This is a genomic window from Cohnella luojiensis, assembly GCF_004564235.1.
GTDB lineage: Bacteria > Bacillota > Bacilli > Paenibacillales > Paenibacillaceae > Cohnella > Cohnella luojiensis.
Genome location: NZ_SOMN01000005.1, coordinates 87946 through 101323 on the forward strand (window position 1 = coordinate 87946; position 13378 = coordinate 101323).

At 36.1% G+C, this 13378-nt stretch carries 11 protein-coding genes; all 11 read left to right on the forward strand.

Annotated features, from left to right (window positions below):
• Positions 1-20: 20 nt before the first annotated feature.
• The 11 genes from E2980_RS06340 to rfbC all read left to right on the forward strand — a co-directional run bounded on the left by E2980_RS06340 (position 21) and on the right by rfbC (position 13374).
• On the forward strand, positions 21-932 hold the full coding sequence (locus tag E2980_RS06340; protein ID WP_420808616.1) for a glycosyltransferase family 2 protein: 912 nt from the start codon (positions 21-23) through the stop codon (positions 930-932).
• 16 nt (positions 933-948) lie between these two features.
• Positions 949-1440: a hypothetical protein gene (locus E2980_RS06345; RefSeq protein ID WP_135151302.1), complete on the forward strand. Its 492-nt coding sequence runs from the start codon at positions 949-951 to the stop codon at positions 1438-1440.
• Positions 1441-1490: 50 nt separating this feature from the next.
• The gene (gene cysC / locus E2980_RS06350) at positions 1491-2078 is read left to right on the forward strand and encodes an adenylyl-sulfate kinase (RefSeq protein ID WP_240702909.1); all 588 of its coding nucleotides are present in this window, start codon (positions 1491-1493) and stop codon (positions 2076-2078) included.
• A 53-nt stretch (positions 2079-2131) separates the two neighbouring features.
• Entirely contained in the window at positions 2132-2938 is an 807-nt protein-coding gene (locus E2980_RS06355; protein WP_240702910.1) for an ABC transporter permease, read from the forward strand.
• Positions 2939-2967: 29 nt separating this feature from the next.
• Entirely contained in the window at positions 2968-4290 is a 1323-nt protein-coding gene (locus E2980_RS06360) for an ABC transporter ATP-binding protein (RefSeq protein WP_135151304.1), read from the forward strand.
• Positions 4291-4318: 28 nt separating this feature from the next.
• The gene (locus tag E2980_RS06365; protein WP_135151305.1) at positions 4319-6019 is read left to right on the forward strand and encodes a sulfotransferase family protein; all 1701 of its coding nucleotides are present in this window, start codon (positions 4319-4321) and stop codon (positions 6017-6019) included.
• Positions 6020-6041: 22 nt separating this feature from the next.
• Complete coding sequence (locus E2980_RS06370) at positions 6042-9863, forward strand: glycosyltransferase (RefSeq protein ID WP_135151306.1); 3822 nt, start codon at positions 6042-6044, stop codon at positions 9861-9863.
• An 18-nt stretch (positions 9864-9881) separates the two neighbouring features.
• Positions 9882-10802: an NAD-dependent epimerase/dehydratase family protein gene (locus E2980_RS06375; protein ID WP_135151307.1), complete on the forward strand. Its 921-nt coding sequence runs from the start codon at positions 9882-9884 to the stop codon at positions 10800-10802.
• On the forward strand, positions 10799-11800 hold the full coding sequence (locus tag E2980_RS06380; protein ID WP_135151308.1) for a glycosyltransferase family 2 protein: 1002 nt from the start codon (positions 10799-10801) through the stop codon (positions 11798-11800). Before E2980_RS06375 ends, E2980_RS06380 begins: the two co-directional genes overlap by 4 nt.
• 251 nt (positions 11801-12051) lie before the next feature.
• Positions 12052-12795, forward strand: a complete 744-nt coding sequence (locus E2980_RS06385; protein ID WP_135151309.1) for a sugar phosphate nucleotidyltransferase — start codon at positions 12052-12054, stop codon at positions 12793-12795.
• 21 nt (positions 12796-12816) lie between these two features.
• Entirely contained in the window at positions 12817-13374 is a 558-nt protein-coding gene (gene rfbC, locus E2980_RS06390; protein WP_135151310.1) for a dTDP-4-dehydrorhamnose 3,5-epimerase, read from the forward strand.
• Positions 13375-13378 lie beyond the last annotated feature (4 nt).

Consider the following 13378-nt stretch of genomic DNA (forward strand, 5'->3'; position numbering starts at 1 on the left):
ATATTCGAATTTCAGTCATCATACCAACTCTAAATGCAGCTTCCTATATTAAGAAGTTAATAGAGAGCTTGAGAAGTCAAACAGAACAGCCGTACGAGATTATCGTCGTAGATTCAACTTCAGACGATAATACTGTTGCGATCGCCAGAGAAATGGGAGTGATTGTGCTCACGGTTAGCCGCAAATCATTCGATCATGGTGGTACTCGCAATTATGCAGCATCACATGCAACCGGCGATATCTTCGTATTTATCACGCAAGATGCGTTGCCGTCGGATAATGTTTTTCTTGAGAATCTAATTAAACCATTTGAAAGTTCTGATATTGCCGCGGCATATGGCAGGCAAGTTGCAGTGTCGGGTACACCAATTCTCGAAAGGATTGCCAAAGAGGTTAATTACCCATTGGAATCCATGATCAAATCGCTAGCCAATGTAAAGAGGTTCGGGATAAAGACATTCTTCTTCACGAATGTATGCTCCGCTATACGAAGTAAGACTTTTCGGGAGATTGGTGGATTCCCTGCTCCTATTATGTCAAACGAAGACATGATACTAGCTGCCAAGTGCATTTTAGCAGGCTATTCCATTGCTTATGCCGCAGAAGCTCGCGTAGACCATTCACACGATTACACGCTTAAAGAAGTATTTGGACGCTATTTTGATATTGGCGGCTCTCTAAGACTTAATAAATGGATTCTAACTTATGCAACGGCTGAGGGTGAAGGTACTCGGCTTATGAAAACGCAAATGCATCAACTTATGAAGCCGAAGATGTGGCGTTGGATACCTAGATGGATAGCTGAATCAGCTGTTAAATATCTTGGATATCGCCTAGGGCTTATGTTCCACGTTATTCCGCCGAAGCTTCGTCCGAAGTGTAGTATGCATCCTTTTTTCTGGGAGCACAGAGAGATCACTAAATCCATGTGAAAGGATGATGGATGATATGAATCCAAAATATCTCAGATTAGCAGCACTTATTGTAATTGTAATGATCATCGGGGGAGGTATCGGCTGGTATCAGTCCGTAGAGGCTGATAGCACGTCTACTCCTGGAAATATCGACGATCCAATAGTAACGAAAAGCTATGTAGATCAGAATGTTGCTAAGCTAGTGGCGGAAGAGATAGAGAAGTTAGGCTCAGGAGGATCAGGCGCGTCAGCTAAGTTAGAGGTTGTTACTGTTCCATGGGGAAGCAAGGTTATCGTGGAAGATGGCGGAGAATTAATCGTGCGAAGCGGTAAAGCTGTTGCTTATAGCACGGACAAGAATGGTTTGTCAGATATGACTGATGGATTGGATATTGCTCCTGGTAAGCCGGTTGCAGCTAATCATTTGATTCTATTCCCAAGAGGCGGCCGCGGCGTTGAGGCGGATCCTAAGCAGACTAAGGGTTTGATTGTGTTGGTTCGTGGGGAATATATATTAGAAAACTAGCACATCTTAAAATTACAGAAAGGGCGCTGGTGATAATGGAAGGCCCAACAATGCTTACTAAACAACATTATCGTGTCTCGAAAGCTATGAGGCAAAATAAAAATAATCATAAGAGTTGCGTATTATGGCTTACAGGACTGTCAGGTTCAGGGAAATCTACGGTAGCTGATGCATTAGATAAGTATTTTTACGAAAATGAAATAAAGTCATATGTTTTAGACGGGGATAATATTCGACTAGGGCTTAACAAAAACCTGGGATTCAGTTCAGCTGATCGAACTGAAAATATTCGGCGTGTAGGAGAAGTTTCGAAACTTTTCGTTGATGCAGGTACTATCTCGATTGCGGCTTTTATATCTCCTTTTATGGATGATCGAAATGAAGTTAGAAGGCTTTTTGGAGAGGGAGAGTTTATAGAAGTCTATATTAAATGCCCTATAGATATATGTGAAAAACGTGATCCCAAAGGCCTCTACAAAAAGGCAAGAGAAGGCATATTGCAAGAATTTACTGGAATTAGCTCGCCTTATGAAGAACCCAATGATTCCGAAGTTGTAGTACAAACGGACAAATACTCTATTGAAGAGAGTGTACAGATGATCGTTGAATACCTAATGAAGAAGAAGATTATCAAGTAGATAGTTAGACTAAGTTAGGTAATGCAAATTCTATTTATAAGGGAATGTTCGAAGTGGCTAACCCGATTCAATTGATTAAAGCTTTATGGTACCACAAGAATCTTATTTCTCAATTTATTATAAGGGATGTTATTGCCAGATATAGAGGTTCCTATTTAGGTATATTGTGGTCATTTATTAATCCTCTACTGATGTTGGTAGTATATACATTTGTTTTCAGTGAAATTTTTAAGGCTAAGTGGGGAACAGACAATGGAAGTACGATGGAATACGCTCTAATGATTTTTTGTGGACTAATTACTTTTAATATATTTGCTGAACTCCTCGGCAAGGCGCCAAGTTTGATAATTAATCATTCGAGTTATGTTACCAAAGTTGTTTTTCCGCTTGAAATATTACCAGTTTCAATTATGGGCTCTACTCTAATTCATAGCGGAATAAGTTTGCTGATATTAATATTTAGTAATCTTATTGCGTTTCGCGAAATACATTGGACATTAATCTTAATACCTATTGTACTTTTACCATTAATATTTTTGTCAATAGGGATTGGATGGGTTTTGTCTTCGTTGGGAGTTTATCTTAGAGATATTGGACAGATAGTAGGGATTATTCTTCAGGCAATGATGTTATTAAGCCCTATTTTTTATTCGGTCTCAACGCTTCCTAGTACTTATCAGCTTTTATTCGCTTTTAATCCCGTTAGTTATGTAATAGAAGATATGAGACTAATCGTTCTGCAGGGACAATTACCACATTTCTATTCTCTTATAATTGAATATGCAATCGGAATATTAATCTTTTATGCAGGATATATCTGGTTCAATAAGTCTCGCAAAGGTTTTTCTGATGTATTATAGATATTAAGTTATGATGCGGCGGTGTAGAAATGGAACGACAAACTGCAATTTCAGTTAGAGGGGTTTCTAAAATATTTAAAATCTACAATAAGCCCCAGGACCGGTTGAAACAAACATTGTTCAGAGGTAAGCGTCGTTATTATACAGAATTTAGTGCTTTAAATGATATCTCTTTTGACGTATACAAAGGAGAAACCATTGGGATTATAGGTCGAAACGGTTCAGGGAAAAGCACACTCCTTCAAATAATTGCAGGCACGCTAAACTCTTCTAAAGGTACTGTGGAAGTTAACGGAAGGGTCGCTGCTTTACTTGAACTAGGTAGTGGGTTTAATCCAGAATTCACCGGGCGAGAAAACGTATATATGAATGGTTCCATTCTCGGACTGGATAAAGAACATATAGACCATCTGTATCCTAAAATATTAGAATTTGCGGATATAGGTGATTTTATTGATCAACCGGTAAAAACTTATTCCAGTGGGATGTCTGTTCGACTAGCATTTGCTGTTCAGGCAATGGTTCCCAAAGAGGTATTGATTGTAGATGAGGCTCTAGCTGTTGGAGATGAATTGTTCCAAAGGAAATGTTATGCAAAAATTGAAGAGTTTAAGAACCAAGGCGGAACCATATTATTTGTTTCGCATTCTGCATCCAGCATAATTGAATTGTGCGATCGTGCTGTTTTAATTGATTCTGGAGAGATGCTATTGGTAGATCGTTCGAAAAAAGTCGTGAACCTCTATCAGAAGCTAATATATGCACCTTCAGATAAACGTGAGCGACTAAAAGAAGAGATAAGAAATGTAGTAACAGAAGATAGACCTAATGTAATGGTGATTGAGAAGAGAAGCAACTCCGCTGATGATAAGGAAATGTTCGACTCAAACTTAAATCCAATAGAAACCGTTCAGTATGAAACAAGAGGTGCTCAGATATTTGATTCGGAAATAACGACATTAAGTGGTGAAAAAGTAAATCTGTTAAAAACTGGTAGCCGATATGTTTGGCGCTACTACGTAAATTTCACCCAAGAATGTTACAATGTGAGATTTGGTATGATGATAAAAACAATAAGTGGATTAGATCTAGGTGGTGCTGCAACATCATTGGCAAGTGAGGGAATACCTCTCGTCCAACCAGGTCAGACTATAAAGGTAGAATTTACTTTTAGTCCAAGATTGAATGCTGGGATGTATTTTTTAAATGGAGGAGTTCTTGGTATCACGGATGATGGGGAAGTTTATCTGGACCGTAGGATTGATTTAGCTGCATTTAAGATACTACAACAAGAGGGAAGCTTGATTACTTCTACAGTGGATTTTGGAGTAACGCCCAATATTAGTTACTAAGAAATTGATTTAAAAGGGGGACTAGGTAATGAATAGTCCAAAGTCTAAAGCGATTTGCATATTAGGAATGCATAGAAGTGGTACTTCCGTAATTACAAAAGCGATAAATCTGTTAGGCGCGTATGTGGGAGATGAAAAGGATTTGTTGCCCCCAGTGGAAGGAAACAATCCCGAGGGCTTTTGGGAATATGGGGACTTTGTTGTTCTACAGGATAAAATACTTAAAGAGTTTGGGCTTACCTGGGATACTGATAAACCATTACCGACAGGATGGACTAAATCACCTCTAATTCGTCCTTTCCGCGAAAGAATTAAGACAATAATATCTGAAAAATTTTCTGACAAACCACTATGGGCCTGGAAAGACCCGCGCTCATGCCTGTTATTGCCATTATGGCAGGAAATATTAGAAGAATTGAATATTGATATTGCTTATGTTGTAGTTTTTCGAAATCCATTAGACGTGATGGCATCTTTACAAAAGAGAGACGATATTAGTCAAGATTATGCTGAGAAAATCTGGTATAACTATTCATTGACATCATTATATGACTTGATAAGCAAACAAGATTCTCAAAGAATCTTCATCCAATATGATCAGTTTATATCTGATGCACTCGGGCATTTAAAAGAGATACAGAAGAAGCTTCGTATTAACTCTTTTAGCAACGTAGAGAAAGAAGGAGTAGAGGGGCTTATTAAACCCGATCTTCGCCATAGTTTCACTACTCAAGAAGAATTATTACAAAGCAATGAGATTTCTTCACAAACTAAAGAAATATATAATTATTACTTAAACAACATTGATCTATTTGATGATGATAAAACAATAAATTACATTAAAACGCAGCATCAAGCACGGCTTGAAGAGCAATATACTAAATACGCAACTAACGATAGCATACAAATCTTTTGGAAAAGAAATGACGAAGAATTTGAAGAAGCTAATTCAAATATGGATACCATCTACAGTGGCCCTCTTTTTCATAAATATGAGTTCGAACTTCCTGTTTCAAAAGAACATTCGATACGAATTGATCCATCGATTGGATATTCAATATTTGAAATACGAGATATTATTCTTTATGGGATTGATGAGTTGGGCGAAGAAATCGGCATTTTTTCACTAGATAAGGGTAATACAAATTTGCATATAACAAATGGAGTAATAATAGGGAACACTTATTTAGTATTAAGTGGAAATGATCCTCAGATTTATTTAGATAATATCACAGTGGTGGAATCCTTTGCGAAATATAAGTTAGTAATCGATATGTGGTTTGGGGAAATCATATCTCCATTTTCTGCAATGATGATACAAACAGAATTGAATGCTTTAAGGACAAGGGATGAGGAAAATTCTGCTGCTCGATTGATGGCAACGGAGATGTTGAGTAGAGAAAGTTCTATCCGGAACAGCGAAAGGGAGATCTACAACGCATTATTAAAAGAATTCAATCAAATAACGGCTACCCATCAAAATGAAAGAATGAAATCCTCCACATTATCCAAAGAATTGGGTCTAATCAGTGAGAAATTTGAAATTGAGAAGGATAAAAATATTGTTCTTAGAAGAGAAATAAATCAAGCGAACGAAAATATTAGTACACTAGAATCCACAATACGAGAACAAAATGAGTTGCTTAACACGATATTAAAGTCAAAGTCATGGGGGCTAACTAAACCCCTAAGACTATTAAGCTCCAAAGTGAAAAAAATCATGAAATAATAAAACCGATAGGGTGAGATTCGTGCAAAGTGGTTTGGTAAATCAGAAAATAAGCGATTTGTTACTTAAAAACAAAATAAAATCAAATATATTACGGAAATCTACTAGTTATAAAGTGACTTCCATAACAAATCTAAAGTATGATTTTACCAATGAGGCCTTTTATGCAGTGGACTCAAATAACCCAATTGAAATTTCTTTAGATCTTGCAACGGAATCAACATTTGTTAAATTTTGTTACCACATCACAAGTAGTGCAAATAATGAAGATATTAACTTAAAGAGCGGAAACGAATCCTTTTTATTGAAATTTGAGCATAGCAATTCAGCGTTTTTCTATAAGTTACGCAATAAATCAAAGTCTATTCTAATTATTTTGAAACCAAAAGATGGTTTCCAAATTCATCAACTTGAGTTTATCCATATTAGTAAACTGGAATATCAAATTCAGAAAGCAAAACAATATTATAAAAAAATTAAGCGAATTAGTAAAAACCAACCGCTGTTGGTGCGGAAATTCTTCAAAGAAATTAGGCAGTATGGAATAAAGAATACTCTGCTAAAAACGAGAGAAAAAATCAGGCATTTCGACGATAGAACGAATAATATTACAATTCTAAGATCTGTGCAGGATTCAATTGATAAGGATGCGATATTAGTAATATCACACGATGCTCAACCTGTTGGGGCACCTATGCTTGCTTTAAATATCGTAAAAACTCTAACGCAGGATTTTAATAAAAAAGTATACGTAATCCTTATGAAAAGCGGTGTTCTTGAAAGCGAATTTAGTAGATTTGCTATGGCTTGCTACTGCTTAAACCAGAGTTCTATGACATATTTGGAAAATGAAGATAATGTAATGGATTTACTCCATGAGCTGCGCAATCGAGGCGTAAATAAAGCAATCTCTAATACGGTTGTATCAGGTGCACTAGCAGAGGGCTTAAAGAAAACAAATATTAAAAACATCACATTAATTCATGAACTTCCCACAACAATAAAAGCTTATGATTTTATTAAAAATGCAGAAAATATAATTGAATATGCTAACAAGATCGTTTTTCCTAATACTTTTGTAAGAGAAAAGTTTATTGAACAGTTCGAATGCCCAGATATAAAGTTGGTTACTCAGTCACAGGGCATATATAGTAAATCTTTAACTAGCTTTTCTAAATCGGAGCTTAAAGGAAACCTCTTAAATGAAATGGGGCTGTCCGAAGACTCAAATATAATTTTGGGTTGCGGTTACGCAGATATGCGTAAAGGTGTGGATAAGTTTTTAGAGGTAGCGGATATATTTTGTAATCAAAAGAATTTGAAGAATTATCACTTTATTTGGATTGGACATGGCGATCCCATAATGATTCAGTGGTTAGTCCATGATGCACAGAAATTAGGAATCTCAGATAATTTCCATTTAATCGGATATAATGAGAGCCCTCAGATTTATTTTGCGGCAGCCGATTTTTTCTTGCTAACATCCAGAGAAGATCCTTTCCCTACTGTTGTACTTGACGCTATGAGTCACTACACTCCTGTCTTAGCCTTTCAAGATACGGGTGGTGTTCCAGAACTACTTAATAATATTGGTGTCAGCAGTATTCCATACCTTAATGTTAATCATATGGCAGATGAGATTTTACGTTACTTAAATAATCCATCATTATATAAAAAGGTTATAAATGAGGGCAAGAAGTTAATAGATGCCTCCTATAACCATGTAAAATATGTTGAATCTTTGCTGGCATTACATGGAGATGACTTAACTCTATATAAAGAAGAAAAAGAAGTGTTAAGAAAGAGACCATTTAAAGTATCGGTAATTGTCCCTAATTATAATTATGAAAAATACTTAAAAGAGAGAATTGTAAGTATTATTAATCAAACCTATGAACCTTTCGAAATTATATTGTTAGATGATAACTCTACGGATAACAGCGTGAAGTTAGCTGATGAAATTTTATCTAAGACTCACATTCCTTACAAAATAATCAGCAATCAACAAAATAACGGATGTTTCAAACAATGGATTAAAGGTATAAATGCCGCACAAGGTGATTATGTTTGGATAGCTGAAGCTGATGATTTTTGTGAGTATAACTTCTTAGAAAAAACGATTACTTATTTTCGTGATGAGAGCGTAAATTTAGCTTACGCTCAATCTGAGATCGTTAACGAATATTCACATAAAGTAGGATTCTCATACAATGAATATACTAAAGACTTAAGCGAACATAAATGGTTAGAATCATACATTAATAAAGGACAAGATGAAATTGTTGATGGTTTGGGAATTAAAAATACAATTCCTAATGCCAGTGCCGTGGTGTTTAGGAAATCAGCTTTAAGTGGTATTGAAGATCAATTAAATCAGTATCAAATTTGTGGTGATTGGTTCGCATACGTATATGTATTAAAAGAAGGGAAAATTGGATTTAATCCTAATGTTCTAAATTTTCATAGAAGACACACTCAAAGTATAATTAGCAGCAAAGAACAATCTCCTGATCTGTACTCTGAACTCATTGATATAAAAATGTTTATTTCGAACACATTTCAAATCCCTTTCCATATGAGAGAAAAGTTTTTGAAGCAAATCGAACTTGAGTATGAGAGGCTAGGTTGTAAGGGGTTTGAATCAAAAAATATATTATATAATCCTTTACTAGCTAAGAAATTTGCTAATCTGGTACAGTCAGTCGTTACTAAAAGTAGCGAGATAAATTATCTTGAAAGTAATAAAAACATTATATTTGTTGCTCCAGATTTTGAAGTTGGTGGCGGACAAATGCTCGTGGTTCGGCTGGCTAACTTCTTCTCGAACTATCAAAACGTATACATCTATAATGCTAGGCCTTGGCAAACAGATCGGCAGCTGATCAGTATGATTTCAAATAAAGTAAAGATTCTTATAAGTACTGGATCTCCTGTTGAACTTGCTGGATATATAGCGCAATATGATATTGATGTCGTTAACTCTCACATATGGTGGTCAGACAAAATTACGTATAAGGCTGTTTGTGATAATCCAAAGGTTCGTTGGGTTATCTCCATGCATGGTTGTTACGAAGCAATGCTAGATCAAACAGACATTGATGTTGAATTTAACAATTTAGTTAATCCTATGTTTGAAAGATCTAATCATATTGTCTATGCTGCGAGCAAGAACAAAAGAATTTTCGAGGAAAAAGTTAGAAATATTGAACCTGAGAAATTTCATCAAATTTACTATGGCTATGAAAAACAACTAATTTCGACTAAGAGAACACCAGATATTGGAATTAAGAATGGGGACTTTATCTTCGGATTAGTATCAAGGGCAATTAAAGAGAAGGGTTGGGAAGAAAGTATCCAAGCATGCATGACGCTGTATGAAAGACATCCCAATATTCATCTTATTCTTGTAGGAAAAAGCACATACTCTCTTGCGTTGAAAGAAAAATATAAAGCTGTTCCATACATTCATTTTGTAACTGAATTTACTGAACCCTCTGAATGGATTGGCTGGGTAAAAGCTTTTGATGTAGGTATTTTACCAAGCTATTACGTTTCGGAAAGTCTACCTAATACAATTATTGAATACCTTGCCTATAATAAGCCTGTTATTGCAACAAACATTGGTGATATAAAGAACATGATAACGAATTCTGAAAATGATAATGCAGGTATATTAATCGAATTAAATAGTGATAGGGTAGTAGATACTAACGTCCTCCATGATGCAATGGAGACAATGATAAGCAATAAAGTTGAGTTCAAACAATATAAGAAAAATACACAGTTATTGTTTAAGCAGTTTGACATGGAAGTTTTCGCGAAAAAATACTTTGAATTATTTTGATTATTGGAGGTTTTGTAGGTGAAGAATGTATTTTTATTAGGTGGGGGAGGGTTTATTGGAACCAATCTAGCCAGATTCCTATTGGAAAATGAGTTGAATGTTACAGTATATGGACGAGGAAATTCAAAAGTGTTTGATGGGATTCATTATATACAGGGGGAGCTCTCTCAACAAAAAGATTTTGAAGTGCTCTTAATGGGGCAAGATGCCGTAATTCACTTGATTAGTACGGTCTCCCCAGCATCATCCATGTCAGATTTCTTAGCGCCGTACCAAGTAGATGTCATTAAAACAATAGAGATATTAGAAGCTTGCAGAAAATTAGATATTAAAAAAGTCATATTTATTTCTTCAGGCGGTACAGTCTACGGTACAAGTAAAGAAACAAAGTTAATTGAAGAATCCAATACAAATCCAATTAATAATTATGGTATAGCAAAGTTGACAATTGAAAAAATTTGTTTAATGTACAACGAAGTATATGGAATGGAGAATGTAATATTAAGAGTTGCTAATCCATATGGCGTGGGGCAAGATCCTGCTAAAAAAGTAGGTGCAATATCAGTGTTTTATTCAAATATTATTAATAAAGTCCCTATTTCGATTTATGGAGATGGAGAGACTACACGTGACTATGTTGAAATATCGGATGTAATCAGAGCAATCTATCAGGCACTTTATTACAAGGTGAAAAAGGATTGTGTACCAGTATTTAACATTGCTACAGGAGTTGGCACGTCCTTGAATGAAATAATTAATGAAATTCAATCGGTTTTGGGTGAAAGAGCTATAATTAACTACATTGGTGAAAGATCAATTGATGTTTCACATAACGTGCTTGACATTACAAAGGCTCAAAGAGAATTAGGATATGAAGTGTATTATAATTTTGCAAATGGGCTTAGAAAATTCATTGATTCAAGTATTGGTGTTACATGATTGAAACTACAGTTATCATTCCTAATTATAATGGAGAAGCATTTCTTAAAGAATGTCTTGATTCTTTGGCAATTCAGATATATAAAGATTTTGAAGTGATTATAGTAGATAATGCATCCTCAGATAATAGCTTGAGCATTATTGAGAACTTTAAATTATGCTTTAAAATGCCAGTCACGATAATATGTAACGAAACCAATTTAGGATTTTGTAAAGCAGTTAATGATGGAATTCGTCGAGCTACTGGAGAGTATGTAGTATTATTGAATTCAGATACAGTCGCTACTCCAAGTTGGTTGCAACAGTTGGTAAAGTTAATTAAATCCGACGAGAATATATTTTCGTGTGCAAGTAAAATGATTCAATATCATGATAAAAGTAAAATTGATGATGCTGGTGATTTTTATAGCTTAGTTGGTTGGGCATTCCAGGAGGGACACGGTAAATCGATAGACAAATTCAATAAAAACAGAAAAATATTTAGCAGTTGTGCAGGTGCAGCAGTTTATCGTAAAAGCATTCTCGAAATTATCGGATATTTCGATGAGACTTTCTTTGCTTACTTAGAGGATGTAGATATCGGATATAGGGCTACTATTGAGGGATACAAAAATATGTATTGTTCTACAGCCTTGATATATCATATCGGGAGTGCAAGCACAGGAGGTGGATATAGTAACTTCAAAGTCAAACAGTCAGCACAGAATAATATTCTCCTAATTTATAAGAATATGCCGTTATTGCAGATCTTGATTAATTCCCCATATTTATTAATTGGTGTAAGCATTAAATATTTATACTTTTTGCGAAAAGGGTACCGTGCCGCTTATGTTGAGGGGCTTTTATCAGGGTTTAGAAAAATAAAATCGGTGCAAAAAGTCAAATTTAATAAAAAAAACCTTCCTAACTATTTGTTGATTGAAATATTGTTGGCAATTTATACTGTGAAGTATTCTGCTGAAAAAAGTTGTATGAAGCTTAAGAAACTATTTAATTAATAGTCATATGGATTAAAACAAGGCAATCCACGATTTAGTGAGGTATTTGATACCTATAAGTTCTTGCATTTATCATATATTGTTCCGAAAAAAGAATCCAAAGTAATTGAAAATTCTGTAAGTCGTGCTTACCCACTATAAAAGATTCCAAAGAAAATAAGCCCATTACGAGGGGATATCCTAATACTTAAAATCCAAAAGAATCTATTTCTCGGAAAATACAATCCTAGCAAATAATAAGGAGTGTCCACATGAAAGGCATTATTCTAGCCGGAGGAACCGGATCGCGTTTGTTCCCGTTAACCAAAGTAACCAACAAGCACTTGCTGCCCGTAGGCAAATACCCAATGATCTTCCACTCGGTAGCTAAATTGAAAGAAGCAAGCATTACGGACATCTTAATCGTCACAGGTAAAGACCACATGGGAGATGTCGTCAATCTGCTCGGAAGCGGGCGCGAGATGGGCGTTACGTTTACATACAAAGTACAGGACGAGGCTGGAGGTATTGCGCAAGCTTTGGGATTAGCCGAGCATTTTGTTGGGAACGATTCTATGGTTGTCATCTTGGGTGATAATGTTTTCTCCGATAGCATTGCTCTCTATGTGGAGAGCTTCTCTCAACAAGGCCAAGGGGCTAAGATCCTTATTCAAGAAGTACCCGATCCGAAGAGATACGGAGTGCCTGAACTTCGAGGTGACCAAATCGTATCTATTGAGGAGAAACCTAGTCATCCGAAGAGTCACTATGCGGTTACTGGCATATACATGTTTGATGACAATGTGTTTGAAATCATTAAGACATTGAAGCCATCTGGACGTGGAGAGTTAGAAATAACGGATGTAAACAATGCGTATATCGCTGCTGGACAGTTAAAGTATGACATTCTGCAAGGCTGGTGGACGGACGCGGGGACACACGCCTCGCTTACTCATGCGAACGAGCTGGCGAAAGACCTGATTTTCGGGGAAGATTTCGGCAAATTGAAACTGTAACATGTAGATAGGAGTAATAAAATGAAGGTTACGACTACTAAATTACCAGGTGTGATATTAATTGACTCAACAGTATTCGGGGATCATCGAGGGTTTTTCATGGAATCTTATAGTTCTCGTCAGTTCTCTGAGCATGGCATTGAATGTGTATTTATACAGGACAACCATTCCTTGTCTGCGGAAGCGGGAGTTCTAAGAGGGCTTCATTATCAGTTGAATCCGAAGGCTCAATCCAAGCTAGTGCGGGTAGCTGCAGGTGCTATTTACGATGTTGTAGTCGATATCAGGCAGGGATCACCTACGTTCGGACAGTGGGAAGGGTTTATTCTATCTTCCTCAAACAAGCGCCAATTGTTCGTGCCGCAGGGGTTTGCTCACGGCTTCTGCACATTAGTTCCGCAAACAGAAGTGCTGTATAAAGTAGATGAATTCTATTCGCCGGATAAAGATCGAGGAATAGCTTGGAATGACCCCGTACTCGGCATTGATTGGCCATTACTTCAACCTATTCTCTCTGACAAAGATTCCAAACTTCCGTTACTAGCCGATGCGGAAATCAATTTCGTATATAAAGGGTGAAAAT